The sequence below is a fragment of the Spirillospora sp. CA-294931 genome (assembly GCF_050946795.1).
Taxonomy (GTDB): Bacteria; Actinomycetota; Actinomycetes; order Streptosporangiales; family Streptosporangiaceae; genus Spirillospora.
Map to the genome: position 1 here is coordinate 9,085,898 of NZ_CP192006.1, position 17,564 is coordinate 9,103,461.

22 protein-coding genes and 1 tRNA gene are annotated in these 17,564 nt (G+C 71.7%); 11 read left to right on the forward strand and 12 right to left on the reverse strand.

Features of this window, described 5'->3' with window-relative positions; translation table 11 throughout:
* The first annotated feature begins 572 nt into the window (after positions 1–572).
* From ACQPY4_RS41230 to ACQPY4_RS41240, 3 genes are all read left to right on the forward strand, one after another.
* Positions 573–1,244, forward strand: coding sequence for a hypothetical protein (locus ACQPY4_RS41230; RefSeq protein ID WP_433330777.1), 672 nt, complete (start codon positions 573–575; stop codon positions 1,242–1,244).
* 110 nt (positions 1,245–1,354) lie between these two features.
* Positions 1,355–2,233, forward strand: coding sequence for a KPN_02809 family neutral zinc metallopeptidase (gene ypfJ / locus ACQPY4_RS41235; protein ID WP_433330779.1), 879 nt, complete (start codon positions 1,355–1,357; stop codon positions 2,231–2,233).
* Positions 2,234–2,250: 17 nt separating this feature from the next.
* Positions 2,251–2,556 carry a type II toxin-antitoxin system VapB family antitoxin gene (locus ACQPY4_RS41240; protein WP_433330781.1) on the forward strand — a complete coding sequence of 102 codons (306 nt, stop codon included), beginning with the start codon at positions 2,251–2,253 and terminating at the stop codon, positions 2,554–2,556.
* A gap of 315 nt (positions 2,557–2,871) precedes the next feature.
* On the opposite strand, the gene ACQPY4_RS41245 is transcribed toward ACQPY4_RS41240, so the two are convergent.
* The 7 genes from ACQPY4_RS41245 to upp all read right to left on the reverse strand — a co-directional run bounded on the left by ACQPY4_RS41245 (position 2,872) and on the right by upp (position 9,360).
* Complete coding sequence (locus tag ACQPY4_RS41245; protein WP_433330783.1) at positions 2,872–4,113, reverse strand: CynX/NimT family MFS transporter; 1,242 nt, start codon at positions 4,111–4,113, stop codon at positions 2,872–2,874.
* Positions 4,114–4,768: 655 nt separating this feature from the next.
* On the reverse strand, positions 4,769–5,437 hold the full coding sequence (locus tag ACQPY4_RS41250; RefSeq protein ID WP_433330785.1) for a FadR/GntR family transcriptional regulator: 669 nt from the start codon (positions 5,435–5,437) through the stop codon (positions 4,769–4,771).
* A 160-nt stretch (positions 5,438–5,597) separates the two neighbouring features.
* Complete coding sequence (locus tag ACQPY4_RS41255; RefSeq protein ID WP_433330787.1) at positions 5,598–7,013, reverse strand: helix-turn-helix domain-containing protein; 1,416 nt, start codon at positions 7,011–7,013, stop codon at positions 5,598–5,600.
* A 213-nt stretch (positions 7,014–7,226) separates the two neighbouring features.
* Positions 7,227–7,754: a PH domain-containing protein gene (locus ACQPY4_RS41260; RefSeq protein ID WP_433330789.1), complete on the reverse strand. Its 528-nt coding sequence runs from the start codon at positions 7,752–7,754 to the stop codon at positions 7,227–7,229.
* A gap of 7 nt (positions 7,755–7,761) precedes the next feature.
* Positions 7,762–7,923, reverse strand: a complete 162-nt coding sequence (locus ACQPY4_RS41265) for a hypothetical protein (protein ID WP_433330791.1) — start codon at positions 7,921–7,923, stop codon at positions 7,762–7,764.
* A 398-nt stretch (positions 7,924–8,321) separates the two neighbouring features.
* Positions 8,322–8,582 (reverse strand): three-helix bundle dimerization domain-containing protein, encoded by a 261-nt coding sequence (locus ACQPY4_RS41270; protein ID WP_433330793.1) that lies wholly within the window; start codon positions 8,580–8,582, stop codon positions 8,322–8,324.
* 139 nt (positions 8,583–8,721) lie between these two features.
* Complete coding sequence (upp, locus tag ACQPY4_RS41275) at positions 8,722–9,360, reverse strand: uracil phosphoribosyltransferase (RefSeq protein ID WP_433330795.1); 639 nt, start codon at positions 9,358–9,360, stop codon at positions 8,722–8,724.
* Positions 9,361–9,444: 84 nt separating this feature from the next.
* Between upp and ACQPY4_RS41280 the strand changes: the two genes are divergently transcribed.
* The 6 genes from ACQPY4_RS41280 (at position 9,445) to ACQPY4_RS41305 (ending at position 12,044) form a co-directional block, all read left to right on the forward strand.
* Positions 9,445–9,699, forward strand: a complete 255-nt coding sequence (locus tag ACQPY4_RS41280) for a hypothetical protein (RefSeq protein ID WP_433330797.1) — start codon at positions 9,445–9,447, stop codon at positions 9,697–9,699.
* Between the two features lie 172 nt (positions 9,700–9,871).
* A complete protein-coding gene (locus ACQPY4_RS41285) occupies positions 9,872–10,357 on the forward strand; it encodes a tRNA adenosine deaminase-associated protein (RefSeq protein ID WP_433330799.1) in 486 nt (161 codons plus the stop codon).
* Positions 10,358–10,430: 73 nt separating this feature from the next.
* On the forward strand, positions 10,431–10,868 hold the full coding sequence (locus ACQPY4_RS41290) for a hypothetical protein (protein ID WP_433330801.1): 438 nt from the start codon (positions 10,431–10,433) through the stop codon (positions 10,866–10,868).
* Positions 10,869–10,896: 28 nt separating this feature from the next.
* Positions 10,897–11,334, forward strand: coding sequence for a tRNA adenosine(34) deaminase TadA (gene tadA / locus ACQPY4_RS41295; protein WP_433339230.1), 438 nt, complete (start codon positions 10,897–10,899; stop codon positions 11,332–11,334).
* 10 nt (positions 11,335–11,344) lie between these two features.
* Positions 11,345–11,432, forward strand: a tRNA-Ser gene (locus ACQPY4_RS41300).
* Between the two features lie 72 nt (positions 11,433–11,504).
* Positions 11,505–12,044, forward strand: a complete 540-nt coding sequence (locus tag ACQPY4_RS41305) for a hypothetical protein (RefSeq protein WP_433330803.1) — start codon at positions 11,505–11,507, stop codon at positions 12,042–12,044.
* Positions 12,045–12,066: 22 nt separating this feature from the next.
* Here ACQPY4_RS41305 and ACQPY4_RS41310 read toward each other — a convergent pair whose 3' ends face one another.
* From ACQPY4_RS41310 to ACQPY4_RS41320, 3 genes are all read right to left on the reverse strand, one after another.
* Positions 12,067–12,318 (reverse strand): hypothetical protein, encoded by a 252-nt coding sequence (locus ACQPY4_RS41310; protein ID WP_433330805.1) that lies wholly within the window; start codon positions 12,316–12,318, stop codon positions 12,067–12,069.
* Positions 12,319–12,393: 75 nt separating this feature from the next.
* Positions 12,394–13,266, reverse strand: coding sequence for an EamA family transporter (locus ACQPY4_RS41315; protein WP_433330807.1), 873 nt, complete (start codon positions 13,264–13,266; stop codon positions 12,394–12,396).
* On the reverse strand, positions 13,260–13,913 hold the full coding sequence (locus ACQPY4_RS41320) for a B3/B4 domain-containing protein (RefSeq protein WP_433330809.1): 654 nt from the start codon (positions 13,911–13,913) through the stop codon (positions 13,260–13,262). Before ACQPY4_RS41320 ends, ACQPY4_RS41315 begins: the two co-directional genes overlap by 7 nt.
* A gap of 73 nt (positions 13,914–13,986) precedes the next feature.
* Between ACQPY4_RS41320 and ACQPY4_RS41325 the strand changes: the two genes are divergently transcribed.
* Positions 13,987–14,550: a helix-turn-helix domain-containing protein gene (locus tag ACQPY4_RS41325; RefSeq protein ID WP_433330811.1), complete on the forward strand. Its 564-nt coding sequence runs from the start codon at positions 13,987–13,989 to the stop codon at positions 14,548–14,550.
* A 63-nt stretch (positions 14,551–14,613) separates the two neighbouring features.
* Entirely contained in the window at positions 14,614–15,609 is a 996-nt protein-coding gene (locus ACQPY4_RS41330; protein ID WP_433330813.1) for a WD40/YVTN/BNR-like repeat-containing protein, read from the forward strand.
* A gap of 4 nt (positions 15,610–15,613) precedes the next feature.
* Here ACQPY4_RS41330 and ACQPY4_RS41335 read toward each other — a convergent pair whose 3' ends face one another.
* Together ACQPY4_RS41335 and dnaN are read right to left on the reverse strand one after the other, a co-directional pair.
* Positions 15,614–16,045: a PPOX class F420-dependent oxidoreductase gene (locus tag ACQPY4_RS41335; protein WP_433330815.1), complete on the reverse strand. Its 432-nt coding sequence runs from the start codon at positions 16,043–16,045 to the stop codon at positions 15,614–15,616.
* A gap of 255 nt (positions 16,046–16,300) precedes the next feature.
* The gene (gene dnaN / locus ACQPY4_RS41340) at positions 16,301–17,437 is read right to left on the reverse strand and encodes a DNA polymerase III subunit beta (RefSeq protein WP_433330817.1); all 1,137 of its coding nucleotides are present in this window, start codon (positions 17,435–17,437) and stop codon (positions 16,301–16,303) included.
* Positions 17,438–17,564 lie beyond the last annotated feature (127 nt).

A 17,564-nucleotide genomic window follows, 5' to 3' on the forward strand; every position in this document is an offset into this window, starting at 1 on the left:
CGGCCGCGGGCCGGGCGGTAGCGGCCCAAAGCGATCGTGGGCCGACCGATCGCGGGCCGGGAAGGTGGCGGGCCGAGCAACCACGGGCAGGACAGTGGCGGGCCGAGCGTCCGTGGGCCGAACAACCGCGGGCTCGGCGGTGGCGGGCCCAGCCGATCGCGGGCTCGGCGATGCCGAGCCGACCGATCGCGGGCCGGGCGGCCGCGGGCTGGGCGGTGGCGGGCCGAGCGATCGTGGGGCGGGGCGGTGGGGAACGAGAAGGGCGCTGGCCATTCGGTTCTCGCTGCGGCTGCGGGTCACTGCGTTCAGCGGGGTGATCGGATTTCCGTGGACGCAAATTCCCGGCAAAGTGGTCCGAGGATTTTTCGCTCGCAATCCGTTCACCCTCTCTTAACGGCACGGGCGCTGGCAAAATGGGTTCTTCAGCGCCACGCTTTTCGTCAATTCCTCCATATAGAGGGATCGGCACGGCTCGACTACCTTCGTGGGTTTCCACCCCCCGCTTGTCCGCCGGCTCGCGGCGGACACAGGCCCCAGGACCGGGGCCTGGAATCCCTGACCGGAGGAATGCATTGCGTATCCGAACGGCGGCCATCACCGCAGCAGTCGTCACGGCGGGGACGGTTTTCACCGTCGCCAATGCCACCCACGGCGAGACCCGCCAGGCCGCGACCGTCTCGGCCGGTTCCGAGCCGCGCGGCCTGAAATGGTTCCAGGCCAGGCACGATCTGCGTCCGACGGGGAAGGCCGACGCGGCCACGGCGAAGGCGCTCAAGGAGGCTCCCGCGTCCGAGCTCCGCCAGGCCTTCCGCACGGCCGCCGACCTCGGTCCGGCCGAGCGCGAGAACGCCCGCACCGTGATCGGCGTCGGGAAGGGCGCGCAGATCCCGGACCAGGGCCAGGTCATCGCCCTGATGACCGCGATGCAGGAGTCGAAGTTCGTGAATTACACCGTCCCCGTCGACCACGACTCGCTGGGCATCTTCCAGCAGCGTCCCAGCACCGGGTGGGGCACGCCCGAGCAGATCACGCACGTCCCGACGTCCAGCAAGTCGTTCTACGGAGTGGCTCCGTTCGGCAACAACCCGGGGCTTATCCAGATCCCGAACTGGCAGAACCGTCCCCCGGGTGAGGTGGCCCAGGCCGTCCAGAGGTCCGCCTACCCGGACCGGTACGCGCAGTGGGAGGGCTTTGCCCGCGACTTCCTCGCCAAGGAAGGACCCAGCGTCGGGCCGATCTCCTAGATCCGGACACGGCGGCCGTCACACCCGCGGCGGCCGCCGTCGCGTTACCCGGGTCGTCCCGTGGGGAAGATCCCCGGTCACGGGGTTTCGGCAATCGGAGGGGACGCCGAGTGGATTTCGACGATGACGCACAGCTCGATTCCTCGCAGGTCGAGGACGCGCGCGGCGGCGGAGGCGGTCTGCCCAGGGGCGGCCTCATGGTCGGCGGCGGCGCCGCCGGGTTGATCACACTGATCGTGGCGCTGGTGTTCGGCGTCGACCTCGGCGGGGGCGGCTCGGGACCGCAGCGCGACGCCGGACAGGTCGGCACTGGCACCAACCTGTCGGCCCAGTGCCGCACCGGCGCGGACGCGGACCAGTCCGAGGACTGCCGCGTCGTCGGCACCGTCAACAGCATCCAGAAATACTGGACGCAGGTATTCGCGAACAGCGGCCGTCGCTACTCTATGGCCCGCACGCAACTGTTCAGCGAGGGAACCCGGACGGCATGCGGATATGCGACGTCCGCCGTCGGCCCCTTCTACTGCCCGGCCGACCACAAGGTCTATCTCGACCTCACATTCTTCGGCGAACTCCAGCGCCAGTTCGGCGCCGAAGGCGGGCCGTTCGCACAGGCATACGTCATTGGCCACGAGTACGGCCACCACATCCAGAACCTGCTCGGAACGATGAACCGCGCGAAGGCCGGAACCAAGGGCGCCACAAGCGGATCCGTCCGCCTCGAACTCCAGGCCGACTGCTATTCGGGGGCATGGGCCAAGAACGCGGCCGCCACCGGATTCCTGACCCGCCTCACCGAAACCGACATCCGCCAAGCCCTCAGCGCCGCCGAGGCCGTCGGCGACGACCGCATCCAGCAACGCTCACAAGGCCGGGTGAATCCGGACGGATTCACCCACGGCACGTCCGAACAACGGCGCCGTTGGTTCACCACCGGGTACGAGACTGGAGACCCAGTTAAATGCGATACCTTCTCCGGCCCCATCTGACCCCGTAGACTCGACGGGTGATCTTCAAGGCTGTAGGCGACGGGCGGCCCTACCCCGAGCACGGGCTCACGTCCCGTGATTGGGCGAAGATCCCCCCACGCCAAGTGCGCCTCGACCAGCTCATCAGCACCAAGGGCGAACTCGACCTGCACTCGCTGCTCTCCAAGGACTCGACGTTCTACGGGGACCTCTTCCCCCACGTCGTTCACTGGAAGGGCGAGCTCTACCTCGAGGACGGCCTCCACCGCGCCCTCCGCGCCGCCCTCCACCAACGCCTCGTCCTCCACGCCCGCGTCTACGACATGGACGCCGCCACCACCTGACCGCGGAGGCATCCCGCACGGCCCGCGCCCCTACACGTCCCGCCACCGCGCACCCACTCCGCCAAACCTTGGCTTCGCGTTCCCGCCCGGCGCCCCGCCACACGCGTCGGCCGCCGTCGGCCCGCGGGACGGACGGGACCACGTCCAGCCCCCAACGCCCTTGCCGCGCGACTGACATCGACGAACGCGCCAGCCCAGCCGACGCCCAGCTTTCGTCCCACCAGCCAAGGCCTCCCCGCACACGAGCTTCACTCGCCACGGCCGAGCCGGGCTGAGAGCCGTCGGCGCGCAGCCGTTCGCGTGTCTTGTTTGGGGTTAGCGGGCGGCTGGGGCTGGTTCCTGAATGCGTTGGCGGTCTCGGTCGGGCTGGACGGTGGTGGGGCGGATGTAGGTGGGACGGGCTGCGAAGAGGCCGAAGATGACCTCGGGGACGACCAGGAGCAGGAGGACGGAGAGGGGGAGCGTCCAGCCGTTCGTGGTGGTGTGGAGGAGACCGAAGCCGAAGGGCGCCAGGCCCGCCAGGAGGTAGCCGCCGGTTTGGGCCATGCCGGAGAGGCGTGCGGCGATGGCGGGGGTCGGGGAGCGGAGGCTGAGCAGGGTGTAGGCGAGCGGGAAGGCGCTGCCGGTGGCGAGGCCGAGGATCGAGACCCACGCCCAGCCCGCCGCCGGGACGAGCAGGACGCCCAAGAGGCCGACCATCATGGCGACGCCCACTCCCGCGACGAGAACGCGCTGGTCACGCATGCGGGCGGCGAAGACGGGCACGAGGAAGCCCAGCGGGATGCCGATGATCATCATGACCGAGATCATCGCTCCGGACTCGGCGGCCGAGTAGCCCTGGTCGCGCATGACCTCGGGCAGCCACGACATCAGGACGTAGAACATCAGCGAGGCCATGCCCATGAAGCCCGCCACGTTCCACGCGAGCGGCGACCGCAGCAGGGACCCCTCCTCGGGCGCCGGGACGGCCTCAGAACGCTCAGGAGCGGCGCGACGGCCGCGGAGGGCCAGCGGGCCCCAGACGAGGACGCCGATCAGCGACGGGACCGCCCAGGCGGTCAGAGCGATGCGCCATCCAGTGGCCGAGGCCAGCGGGACGGCGAGTCCTGCGGCAATCGCGCCGCTGGCTGCCATCAGCATCATGGCGAGGCCCGTGAGGGAGCCGACGCGGTCCGGGAAGACGCGCTTGATCACGGCGGGCGTGAGCACGTTGCCCATGGCGATCCCTGCCCCGGCCAGAACCGTCCCCGCGAAAAGGGCCGTCTCGGCCGGAAGCGCCCGCACCACCACTCCGAGCGTGATCAGCGTGAGCGCGGCGGCGATGGCGGTCTCGGTACCGAAACGGCGGGCGAGGACGGGAGCGAGCGACGCGAACGCGCCCAGGCACAGCACCGGAAGGGTGGTCAGGACGCTGACCTCGACGCCGGACAGCCCGAACGTCTCGCGCAGGTCGCCGAGCATCGGAGGGATGCCCGTGATCGCTGCCCGCAGGTTGATGGTCAGCAGGACCAGGCCGATCAGAGCCCAGATCGCGGTCGGACGGTGAGTGGTACGCATTTCGCCTTCGTCGGTTCGTTTGGTGGTGCACGCGCGCTCCTGGGTCCCCTGGACGTCGTCGTCCCGGACGGCCTCGCAACGCGATTGCTCGATTTCGTTTTTCGGGCGGAGCCGTCCCGCAACTCCCCGGGGTGCCAGGTGATCTTCAACCCGGCTCCTGTCCTGCAGCCCGGCCCTCTGCGTCCCGCAATGTGGTGGGCCGCCATGCCACGCAGCGCCCCAGGGCAGTGTGATCCCGCGCCTCGCGGTGCGGCCCCAAGCCCTGCTGTCCGCCGCTCTCAGCCCACGCCGCACAGCACGCACGCCGCCTGGTTCCCTGGGTCCCGGCCGCCGCGCCCGCACAACGCGCCCATGCGGCGCCGCGTTGCGTTCCCGGCCCCGCAGCGCCGTCCCGAGCCCCGCAGAGCTGTCCGGCGGCCCGGGCCCGGGCCCACACGCCCTGTGGCCCCGTCCAAACGCCCCGGGCGGCCCGACCTGGCGTGCCGCTGCCCGGTTTCAGAGCCCAGCGCCCGCTCGCCCCGGCCCTGCGACGCGGCTCCCGCCGTTCGGCGGCCCCTGCTTCGCAGTCGCCCGCTGCGGCGTCCGGCGTCCCGTTAGGTCGTGACGTCTGGGCGTGTGCCCGATGATCGGTGTGAAGGCGCCTACACCTGGGGTGCTAGGTGGTGGAGGCGAGGATTTGGTCTAGGCAGGAGTGGGTGGCTTGGGCGGCGGCTTCGGCGTTGCCGGCGGCTATGGCGGACGCTATGGGTTCGTGGGGGATGTCGGCGTGCCTCAGGAGGTTTCCGGCCTCGCCGATGCTGGCCCGCAGGGCGTCGCTGAAGTCGCGGTAAAGGTCGGTCAGGACGCGGTTGTGGGTGGCCTCGACGACGGCCGTGTGGAACGCCAGGTCGGCCTCGACGAACTCCGCGTGGGCTCCGGCGGCGTAGGTGGCTGAGCGGCGGGCCAGGGCCTCGCTGATGGCGGCGAGGTCGGCCTCGGTGCGGCGGACGGCGGCCAGGCGGGCGGCCTCGACCTCCAGGCCGCGTCGGACTTCGAGGATCTCGATCAGCTCGGCCGTCTCCAGGCGGCGGCGGACGGCGCCGGAGAGTTCGCTGGTGGCGCGGACGTAGGTGCCGTCGCCCTGGCGGCATTCGAGGAGTCCGGTGTGGGTGAGGGCGCGGATGGCCTCGCGGACGGTGTTGCGTCCGACGCCCAAGCTCTCCGACAGGACGGGCTCGGGTGGGATCTTGGCGCCGACCGGCCAGGAGCTTGCGGCGATCTCGGTCTTCAGCTGGTCGATCACCTGCTCGACCAGTGACGAGCGGCGTGCCGTTCGCAGTGTCACGAAATCCCTCCTCCGGTCAGCCAATCATCCCATGTCTCCATGTTAGGACCATGGGCGGGCTGATTCCATACCGGCCGGACGAGAGGAGAACGGCCGCCGGGGCCCCAGAGTTGCCGCTCGCGCAGCGTTTCTGGGACCCCAGCGGCCGTTTTTCTAGGTTTTAAACGAGACCGAAATCACAGCTCGCCGTCTGGGGGCGGGCATGACGTAGTCCGGCGGCCTCCAGGGCCTGGCGATAGGACGCCGTGGCGCCGTCGAAATCGCCGGCGGCCTCGAACAGTTCGCCCATCTCGCGGAAGACGTTGGCGGCGGGACGTCCGGGCGGCAGGCCGTCCAGTTGCCCCGCGGCCGCGCGCAGGACGACGAGCGCGGCGGTGGCGTCGCTCTGGGCGAGGCGGGCGCGGGCCAGGACGAGGCGCGCCTGGGCGGTCTTGCGGATGCGGACGGCCAGGTCGTCGCCCGGTTGCGGGGCGATGTCCGCGATGCCCCCGGGGGGCGCGAGGGCCATGCCCGCGTCCAGGAACTCCTCCAGGACGGAGATCGCCCGCTCCGGCTCGCCCAGGAGGACGAGCGCGCGCGCCTGTTCGATGGTGCTTTCGGTGGCCTCTTCGCCTTCGAGGCCGGACGCGGCGGCCCGCAGCAGCGCGACGGCCTCCTCGGCGGCCTTGGCGGCGGTGGCGTCGCTGGGCTCCTGCCATTCGGACGCGAACGGCGGCACTCCCCGCAGCAGCGCCCTGGCACCGGCCAGGTTGAGCCTGGCCTGGGCGCGGACGGGCGTCTCGCCGTGCCAGGCGGCCAGCGCCTGGTCGGCCAGGTGGAGGGAGTCGCCGATCGCCCCCTCGTCCAGGGCGCGGGTGCTGGCGCGGCGGTACTGGACGCTCGGGTCGTCGCCTTCGGAGGCGCCGGGGCCCAGCAGCGTCCGTCCGAGCTCATGCGCGCGCTCGGCCTCGGAACGGTCGACATAGGCGAGCAGCAGCACACGGCCGATCTCGGTGTGCTCGCGGCCGCCGGAAAGGCCGAGCTCGCGCAGCCTGGCCAGGGCGCGCTCGGCGAGCGCGATGGCCTGGCCGAGGTCGCCGACCAGGTGGTAGCAGCGTGCCAGCGCGCTCACCGGGGGCAGCCAGCTGACGCGGCCCGGGTCGCGCTCGGCCTGCTCGCGCAGCTCCTCGAAGAGCGCGATGGCCTCGTCGGTGCGGCCCAGCTCCTCCAGCGCGCGGGCCCGGCCCGAGCGGGCGCGGGACGTGAGATCGGGATCGTCGCTGCGCGCGATGACCTCGTCGAACCCGGCCTCGGCCGTGACGGCGTCGCCGCTCAGCAGGGCCAGGTGCGCGTGCCGCTCGCGGACCTCGAGATGGGCGCGCTGCTCCGGCTCGACGCCCTCGGCGAGGTATTCAGGCGTGCAGCCGAGACGTTCGGCGAGCATGCGCAGAACGGTCGGCGTGGGCGTTCGCTTGCCCGACTCGATCAACGAGATGTAGCTGTCGGAAAGATCGTGACCTGCGAGCTGTGCCTGCGACAAGCGTCTGGTCAGCCGCAGGTTGCGGACACGTTCGCCGACGTTGCCTGGACCCGGCATGTGGACTCACTTAGCGGAAGTAATCAGGCGGCTGGGGTGCCGACATGATTGCACATTGCCGCTTGACGCACATGGTGAGTAACGAAGCGGCAATACGCGATCTCCGGTCAGACCCCCGTCCGCCCTCTATTGGAGTGGTACGGACCGCGATGCCGGCGTGGTTCGGCGGGTGGCCGGTAGCACGATCTTGTACCACACCGTATCCGACTCTGGTCAGTCGTCGGAGGGGTTCTTGTTCGGGAAGATCATCTCGCAGACCTCGAGATAGAGCTGTTCGGGATAGGGGAGGTAGTCGACGGTGTGCAGTGCCTGGTCCTGACCGGCGGACTCCAGGACGAACTCGCCGTAGCCGAGCATCCGTCCCGCGATCGACCGGCGGAAGCTCATGTCGGTGACCTTGGCCAGCGGCATCATCGCCACCTTGCGGGTGATCAGGCCCGTGGTCAGCAGCATGCGCTGGTTGGTGATCACGAAGTAGTCGACCGACCATTCGGCGACCCGCCAGACGAACCAGGCCAGAAGCAGCAGCCAGGCCCACCAGACGCCGTTGATCACGCCGTTGCTCTCGGGGGTGGAGACGTTGGTCAGGACCCCGGCGACGATGAGGCCGCCGAGCACCAGACCGACGGGCAGCATGAGCACGGCCGGATGCCGCCGGACCGTGATCACCTGAGTCTCGTGCGGTAGCAGATACTTGTTTACCGACGCCGGGGCGGAGTCACCGGGCGTCACCAGCCTCATGCCGGCCTCAAGCGCCGATCGCGTTCACGAAGGTCGCCACCGAACCGGCGGCCGAGGCGAGACCGTCCGCGACATTGTGCACCGACTTGGCGGCCCCTTCCGGCTGCTGGAACACATAGAAGGCGACGAAGGCCACGGCGACCCACGTTGCGTACTTCTTGGCGGGCACTAATGCCTCCCGGAGCGCGATGACCCACAGACCCCTGGTCAGTTTCGCACAGGCCCGATCGGCATCAAAGCACGCTCAGGGCGCGTTGCCCGTAACCCCCACCCCACGTGATCTCCACAGCCGGGCCCCCGCCCCGCGCGGCGTCAGGGCGCGTTGCCCGTACTCCCACGAACTCCACGACCGGGTTCCCACCCCCGCGGCATGAGGGGATGTTGCCCGTACCCCCCGGATGTCCACGGCCGGGTTCCCGTCCCCGCGCGACATCAGGCGCGTTGCCCGTACCCCGGCCCCCCCGGATCTCCACAGCCGGGCCGCCGCCCCCGTGTGGCATCAGAGCGCGTTGCCCGTAACGCACCGCCCACGGATCTCCACCGCCGGGTCCCCGTCCCCGTGTGGGGTTAGGGGGTGTTGCCCGTGGTCGTCCGGGGAGAGTGGCGGCGTTTCTCGGCGGCGACTATGGCGAGCACCTGGAGGTGCTTGCGGGCTATGCGTTCGACCAGGTCGTCCGGGGCGGCACCCGTCACCTCCTGGGCCCCGTGCCGCGCCGCGGCGACGCAGCGGGCCACCGTGTCGGTGGGGTGGACGCCGGAGAACTCCTCGTTGAGGCGATCGCCGATCTCGTCATGTGCGCGTCGTTCACTGTCCCCTTGGTGAGCCATCACGCTTCCCTCGAGCCTCGCTCACGCCGCCCCGGTCCCAACGGTCCCCCATGCCGGAGCGACGGAGGGGAACGAACAATGCGTTCCGTAGCTGGTTACTACCCAAGGTGACGGTGGGTGAACACGTGAGGGTGGGACGTCAGACGACGCCGTAGAGACGGTCTCCCGCGTCGCCGAGGCCGGGCAGGATGAAGCCCTGCTCGTTCAGGTGCGAGTCGATCGCGGCCGTGACCACGCGGATCGGGGCGTCGGTGCCCTCGAACGCCTGCTCGAGGTACGCCAGGCCCTCGGGCGCGGCCAGCAGGCACAGCGCCGTGACGTCGTCCGCCCCGCGGTCGAACAGGAGCTTGATCGCCGCGGCCAGGGTGCCGCCGGTGGCGAGCATCGGGTCGAGCACGTAGCACTGGCGTCCGGACAGGTCGTCGGGCAGCCGGGTCGCGTACGTCTGGGCCTGCAGGGTGCCCTCGTCGCGGATCATGCCGAGAAAGCCGACCTCGGCGGTGGGGAGCAGCCGCGTCATCCCGTCCAGCATCCCGAGTCCGGCGCGCAGGATCGGCACCACGAGCGGCTTGGGGCTGGCCAGCTGGACGCCCTGGGCGGGGGCCAGGGGGGTGGGGACGGTGGCCGGGGCGACCCGCACGTCGCGGGTGGCCTCGTAGGCCAGGAGGGTGACCAGCTCGTCCGCGAGACGGCGGAACGTGGGCGAGTCGGTGCGCTCGTCGCGGAGGGTCGTGAGCTTGTGCGCGACGAGGGGATGATCGACGGCGAGGGTCTGCATGGGGTCACCGTAGCCCACGTATGCTGGACGGCCAGGCACGTCAAGGTGGAGGGTAAAGCCCACTGAGCTGGGCACGATGCCGCTATGAGCCGAGATCGCGATCAACAGCCGGAGCGCGCGGCCGAGGGGTCGGCGGCCGACGCCGTCCCCCCGGATGCGGGTGAACAGCCGGCGGCCGAGGTCTCCGACGAGAGGGTCCGCGAGCATCTGCGTCGCCGCGCGATCTTCCTCAGGGAACTGGCCGAGGCGCGCGAGCTGCGCCGCCGCGTGACCCCGCACCGCTCGCGCCGGGCCCGTATCCACGCGGCCCTGCGCCGCCGGACGTTCCGAATCCATTGACAGGTCCTGACACGCCGGGCGCCGCAAGCGCTTTGGACGGGACAAACACGCCACGACCAGCGACGTCCTCACATTTCACCGGAGGTATGCCCGCCGGTTTGGGTGTGGGGTGCGCGAGGGCGCCCGGCATCTGCGACCATTCCCTGGCAGGATCGGCGCCGGTGGGGTGGAAATGACGGATGTTGACGCGACGGACTTCGCCGTCGTGGTGTATCGCGAGGACGACAGCTGGGAGGCCGAGGTCCTCCCCGTCGCTCTGACCGAAGACCTTTCGGGGCTGATCCATGCCCTGCGCCAGCAGCCGAGCCTCGGCGGCACGATCGGGCTGGTGTCGGTGGGCGACGACTTCTTCGTCGCGATCCGGCTGCTGGGCGACGAGGAGATGGTGTTCCTCTCCGACGTCACCGCCTCGGTCGACTGGCCGCTGGCCGGGCAGGTCCTCGACTATCTCGACATCCCGATCCCCGAGGACGAGGAGCTCGACCAGGTCCTGCCGGTCGGCGACATGTCGATCTTCACCGATCTGGGGCTGGACGAGATGGAGCTCGGCGCCATCTCCGGCGACCTGGAGCTCTACCCGGACGAGATGCTGCTGAGCGTCGCCGGACGCCTCGGATTCGCCCCGGCGTTCGAACGCGCTCTCGACGCGATCGCCTGACCCCGGCCCGAGACCGGCGGCCGTCCCGCATAAGGGGCGTGACCAGCGGTTCCCTGTGAGCGACAATGAGCGGGTGTCCTCCTTCGCCGCCGTCTTCGCCCGCACCCCGCAAGGCTGGGTGGGGACCGAGGCCGTCCTCGCCGAGGCCGAGGGCTTCGACGACGTCTCCGACCTCATGCGCGAGGCGGCCGTCGAGTCCTACGGCGACCCCGTCCTGCTGCTGATCGAGGAGAACGACGACTGGTTCGCCCTGGTCAGGCTGGACGGCGAGGCCGAGCCCCGGGCGTTCGTCTCCACCGTCAGGGAGGACGGCCTCGGCGGGCTCCTCCAGCCGCTGGTCGGCGAGATCCCCGACGGCGACCCGGCGGGCGACCCCGCGCTGCTCGCCGACCTCGGTGTCGCGGCCGACCGCCTCAGCGAGCTGGGCGACCGCGCGTTCCCCGGGGACGCGCTGCTCACCGTCGCCGACCTGGCGGGCTTCGGCGAGGAGTTCGGCCGCCTGCGTGACTGATTCGGTGATCGACGAGTTCGGCCCCGCCATGCGCCTGGCCCTGGACGAGGCGCGCCGCGCCGCGGCGGAGGGCGAGATCCCGGTCGGCGCCGTGGTCCTGGGCCCCACCGGCGAGGTCCTGGGCACCGGGCGCAACGACCGCGAGCGCAGCACCGACCCGACCGGGCACGCCGAGATCGTCGCGATGCGCGCCGCCGCGTCCCGGCTGGGCGGCTGGCGGCTGGGCGGCTGCACCCTGGTGGTCACCCTCGAACCGTGCACGATGTGCGCCGGGGCGTCGGTCCAGGCCCGCGTCGACCGGGTCGTCTACGGCGCCGTCGACCCGAAGGCGGGCGCGGTGGGCTCCCTGTGGGACGTGGTCCGCGACCGGCGCCTCAACCACCGTCCCGAGGTCATCGCCGAGGTCATGGCCGACGAGTGCGGCTCTGTGCTCACCGAGTTCTTCGCGCGCCGCCGATTCGGGTAGGCTCTCCCGCGGTGGTGTCGCCTAGTGGACGAGGGCGCACGCCTCGAAAGCGTGTGAAGTGCAAGCTTCCGTGGGTTCGAATCCCACCACCACCGCCACCCGAACGGCCTCTGACCTTCCTCGACGGTCCAGGGGCCGTTTCTGTGCCCGTCGGCGAAGGAGCCCCCCGCGTGTCGCAGATCATGGCCCTGACGATCGCCAACTCCCGCCTCGGCCGTCCGCTGGGCGCCCGCACGCCGGACGAGTTCGAACGCGCCCTCGACGGCGTCGCCTGGTTCGCCAACCTGGGCAGGCCGTCGCGCTGGGACGCCGGGTGCGTGCGCATCCACGACTGGGACGACTGGCCGGGCCCGGAGAACCCCCTGGGTGAGGCGTTCGCCGAGGCGTACCAGGAGATCCGCGACCACGTCGACCCCGACCAGGAGCTGTTCGACCGCGTCCACGCCGCGGTGATGGACCGCGCCCGCACGGCCGTCCCGTTCGAACCGGACCAGGACTCCTGGCACGGTCCGACGCTGTGCGTCTGGGAGGCCGCCCATGTGGCCGCCTTGATCGTGTGCGTGCTGGCCCGCGGCTGGGACGTGCCCGACGACCTGGTCGAGCAGTGGAACTGGTACGAGGCGGGCCACTGGCCGTCGTCCTTCGCCGACGACCCGGCCGACACCCCGACCGGAGACCTCACGTTCCCGCGCCGCCTGCTGGTCTACTGACCCCCCGGCGAACGGGCCGGCCTCAGGCGGCGGGACGGGGGGCGGCCGGGGCCTCGGTCTCGGCGGGGAGGAGCGTGCCATCGCCGGAGGCCACGCCCGCGGGCTCGGTGCGCTCGCCCTCGGTCCCGTGGCCCGAGATGAAGATCAGGGCGGGACGGGTCATGCCCAGCAGGCCCTCGTCGGGCCCGGTCCCCGACCCGGTACCCGCCGTCAGGGCCCCGGCCGTCATGAGCAGACCGGCCGCGATTCCGCCGAACGCGAGCGTCTTGCGCATGGCGATCCTTTCGTCGTCCTCGTCGGGTTGAGAGCGTCCCTCCGGCGGTGCGGTTCGTCGCCTGGCCTCTTCCGGTCAGCCGACGGTCACCAGGGCGACCCCGGCGACCGCGACGGCCAGCCCGACGCGCTGGACCACCCGGAGGCGTTCAGCGTAGGCGATCCGGGCCAGCAGCACGGTGATCGCGGGATAGAGCGAGGTCAGGACGGCGGCCAGGCTGAGCATGCCGTGCTGGGACGCGATGAAGTACAGCGCGTTGGCTCCCGCGTCCAGCGCGCCCGAGAGCAGCGCCAAGGCGATCATGAGCCGTCCGGACACCGGAGGCCCGGCGGAAAGGCCGCGCAACCGGGTCAGGACGAGCAGCGCGGCCAGGACCACGACCAGGTTGCCCGTCCGGGCGGCGACCAGGGGCCAGAGGCCGCCGCCGTCCCCGGCCTCGCGCAGGAACACGAAGAAGATCCCGAAGCAGACGCCGGAGACTCCGGCCATCAGCGGGCCGTTGTCCAGGGGTCCGCGCGGGGCGGAGGTGTCCTCTGCCTCCGTGCCCTCCTCCATGCTGACCAGGACGATCGCGACCAGGCAGAGCAGGACGCCCGCGACCACGCCGGGTTCCAGACGCTCGCCGCGGATCGTCCCGACCGCGATCGGCAGGACGGCCGCCGCCAGCGCGGAGACCGGCGCGACGACGCTCATGGGGCCGCGGGCCAGGGCCCGGTAGAAGGCGATGAGGCCGAGGCCACCGGCGGCTCCTGCGCCGAATCCCCAGGCCAGCGAGGCCGGCGTCGGGCTGCCGCCGACGATCAGCGTGGCGATCAGCACCAGGACCAGGCCCGTCGGGACGCACCACAGCAGGGCCCTGAGGGCCGACGACCGCCGCGCGACGGCGCCGCCGAGGAAGTCGGCGACGCCGTAGGCGAGCGCGGCCCCCAGGGCGAGGACGGTCACCATAGGAGACGGCTCTGGATCCGGACGTCCGGGGTGATCGTGCGCAGCCGCTCGGCGAGGGCCTCGCCCGCCTCGTTGAGGCGCTCGATCGGGTAGGGCTCCAGCCGTTCCAGCAGGAAGAGGGCGTTCGTCGTCGACTCGGTGAGCCGGGTGCGCACGCACTGGCGCCAGTTCCAGCGGCGGCAGGTGACGCCCTGGTCGTCCCGCCACACGACCTCGCCCTCGGACGGGTGCTCCACGCCCGCGGCCGTGTCGAAGGGCTCGTCCCCCCGCGCGCGCACGAGACGGGCCGGGCCCACGTAGGCGTCGAGGTCTTCGCCTCCCACGGGCAGGACGTACTCGACGCTGACCGCGTTGTAGGCGTCGACGACCTTGTTGATCGCCGGAAGCGCGTCGGCGCGGCGGATCAGGGCGTCCACCGACGGCCGGGTGCGCTGCGGCTTGGCGCCGAACGCGCGGTACGCCTCGCGCCACGCCATGATGTGCGGATGGTCCTCCGCGCCCTGCGCCTCCTTGGCCGCCACCGTCAGCCACTGCGCGGACTCGTCGTCGCTCGGCCCGTTGACCAGGCCCGCCGCGGTGAGGACGAGGACGGCGACGCCCGGACGGAGCTCCCGGACGGCATCGTCGATGACAATCTGTTCCAGCACTGCGGATCCTCCCAGCGGTCATTTTAATGCACTATATAGAACAATGTAACGACCGACGCAACGGAGGCGAAAGGTGAGCGAGCAGGCGGCGATCGGCGAGGCGGTCGCCCGGACCGTCCGGTCCCTGCGCGCCGGGCACGGCTGGAGCCTGGACGAGCTGGCCGGACGCGCGGGCGTCAGCAAGGGCGTCCTGGTCGGTCTCGAACAGGGACGCGGCAACCCCAACCTCGGCACGCTCTGCCGCATCGCCGACGCGCTGGGGGTGCCGCTGGTCCGGCTCGTCCAGGTCGAGGAGGAGCCCGCCATCCGCACGTTCGCCCCGGGACGGCAGGTCACCCTGTGGCGCGGCCCCGAGGGCGGCACCGGCACCCTGCTGGCGGGCAGCGAGCCGCGTCCGTCCCTGGAGCTGTGGCACTGGCGGCTCAACCCCGGCGAGCTGCGCGAGAGCGAGGCCCATGTTCCGGGTACGAAGGAAATCGTGTACGTCGAGGAGGGGACGCTGACCCTGCACGTGGACGGGCGGCGCCAGACGATCGAGACCGGCACCGCCGCCGTGTTCGCCGGGGACCGCCCGCACGCGTACGGTAACGACGGGGACGGCGGCCTCCGGTTCGTGCTCGCCGTGCTCGACCTGTAGGGGAACGGGCCGGTGGGGCGGGAACGTTGTAGGGGTGTGAGAACGCTCATCGAGGGGCGCTAGGTGAGACCACAGCAGACTCCAGGGGTCACGGGCGCGGTCATGGTGCGTTCCAACGGCGCCGTCTGGCGCCTGGCCGCCCCCCTGGTCATCGCGGAGCCGCACCTGCTGACCAGCGTCGCGGCCGCCACACCGACCCAGGTCTGGGTCGCCGGGAACGCCGGCCAGCGCCCCCTGACCGCCCACTGGGACGGAACAGCGTGGACCCTCCCACCCAACCCTCCCGACGACCCCGCCCACCTCGGCGCGGGCATCCTCGGCATCGCCTGCTCCCCCGATGGCCGCGCGATCGCCGTCGGCGGCGCCTACAACCGCCTCACCCGGACCGAGGTCCCGCTCGTCCGGCACTGGACGGGGTCGTCCTGGACGCCCCAGACCGCGCCGGAACTGGACGGCCACGTCCTCAACGACGTCACGATCCTCAACGGCGACGCCTGGGCCGTCGGCCATGGCCCCGTCGCCGTCCACTGGACGGCCGGCGAATGGCGTCCGGCCCCGATGCCCCAGGTGGCCAAGGGCAAGCTCCTGGCCGTCTCCGGCACCGCGCCCGACGACATCTGGGCCGTCGGCGCCGAGGATCGCTCGGCGTTGATCGTCCACTACGACGGCCGCTCCTGGACACGCGTCCCGTGCCCGTCCACCCGGTTCCCCCTGACGGACGTCGCCGCCCTCACCCCCGACGAGGCGTGGGCCGTCGGCCGCGACCGCGTCCTGCGCTGGAACGGCCGCAAATGGTCACGGGTCAAGTCACCCGTCACCGCCGCGAACACCGTCACGGCCCTCTCGCCCACCGACATCTGGGTGGCGGGCGGCCAGGGCGAGCTGGCCCACTACGACGGCCGCCACTGGCGCATGGCCCCCTCGCCCGACACGGCCGTCTGGCTGGCGTCGGCCAGCCCCGCCCCGGGCCAGATCTGGATGGCCGGAACCCGCCAGCACACCACTCAGGACCAGCGCACCGACAGCCCGACCATCCCCGCCCAGACCACCGACATCTGAGCCGTCAGCCGAGCCTCTCGCCGTACACGTGCTCGACGGTCATCGTCATCAGGACCCGGCGGTCGGCCACCATGACCGTCCGGTACTCGTCCCAGTCGGGATGCTCACCGGCGGCGAGCCGGTAGTAGTCGACCAGCGCGTCCACCTCGGCACCGCGCGGATCGTCCCCCGGCCCGGTGAGCCGCACCGCCCCCTCGGCCGTCGCCCACGCCCGCCCGTCGGAACTGGTGACCTCCAGCGCCGCCCGAGGATCGCGCCGCAGATTCGCCGTCTTGGCCCGCCCCTCGGTGATCGACACATGGATGACCTCGGCGTCCCGGTCATAGAACGGCATCACCGGCGAAAGCTGCGGCACCCCGTTCCCCTTGATCGTCGCCAGAACCCCAAGCCGACTCTCCGCCAGCAACGCCCGCGGATCAAACAAAGCAGAACCCATACCCGATCAAGCCACCCCCACCCACCCCCTATTCCGCCCACACAAAAACCCACCCCAAGCGCGGACACGCGGGGAGTGAACGTGCCAGGGGTGGCCGTGCCGAGCGCGGAACAAGCCGCGCGCGGAACGAACGGGCGTCGGGCGGGCCGGGCACAGGACGAGGCGGGCGCGGGGCGAAAGGCCGTGTCGCCGCGCGCGGGCGAGGCGGGTGGTCTCGCGCGGGGGCGGGATGACGGGGGGTGGGTGGGGTGGGGGTCAGGCGGTTAGGCGGACGGGCATGACCAGGTAGCGGAAGCCGGTGGTGGCGGTTGGGTCGGGGGCTTGGTCGTCGTCGCCGGAGTCGGGGATGGCGGTCAGGAGGGCGGCCTTGGTGGGGCCGGTGCATTCGAGGCGGGCGAACTCGGTGTCGACGCCCGCGAGGCCGTCGAGGAGGTATTGGGGGCTGAAGGCGATGTCGATCTCTTGGCCGGAGAGGGTGGCGGGGAGGCTTTCGTTGGCTCGGGCGGCGTCGCCGGAGGCGGCGCGGATCTGGACCTCGTCGGCGGAGAAGGCCAGGCGGACCGGGGTGTTGCGCTCGGTCACCAGGGCGACCCGCTTGATCGCCTCGACGAAGGGGGCGGTGCGGACGCGGGCGGTGGACTCCCAGGTGCCGGTGAGGCGCGAGCGGTAGTCGATGAACTGGTCGTCCAGGAGGCGGGACGTCATGCTGCGTCCGCCGCCGGAGACGCCGATGAGGGTGTCGGCGAGGCCGATGGTGACCTCGGCGCCCGGGCGGATCGCCTTGGCGGTGTCGGCCAGGGTCTTGGCCGGGACGACGATGCCCGCGGTGAATTCGGGGGCGGTGGGGGACCAGGCCAGTTCGCGGGCCGCGATGCGGTAGCGGTCGGTGCAGGCCAGCCGCATGGTCTCGCCCTCGATGTCGACCCGGACGCCGGTCAGCATGGGGAGCGTGTCGTCGCGTCCGGAGGCGGGCGTGACCTGGGCGACGGCGGCCGCGAAGACGTCGCCGGGGATGGTTCCGGCGACGGCGGGCGGCTCGGGGAGGGACGGGTAGTCCTCGACCGGCATGGTCTGGAGCCCGAACTCGGCGCTGCCGCAGCGGACCACGACCTCGGCGCCCTTGAGCGCGACGTCCACGGGGTGGGGAGGGAGGTTGCGCACGATCTCGGCCAGGAGGCGTCCGGGCACCAGGACGCGCCCCGGCTCGGCGACCTCGGCCTCGATCTCCGAGCGGGCCGACACCTCGTAGTCGAACCCGGCCAGCGTGAGGCCGTCGGCGGACGCCTCGATCAGCATGCCCGCGAGCACCGGAAGCGCCGGACGTGACGGCAGCGTGCGAGCCGCCCACGCCACGGCGTCGGCGAGCGTATGACGTTCGACCCGGAACTCCACGGTGCTCCTTCCCTTCGATGGTGCCTTCGCGCTCACGCTAACCGCTGCGTGGGACATTTCCCTCGCTCGGGGGAGGAGGGCCGCTCCGGGGATGGAGGCCGCGCGACCGGGCGGTGGGAGAGGGTCG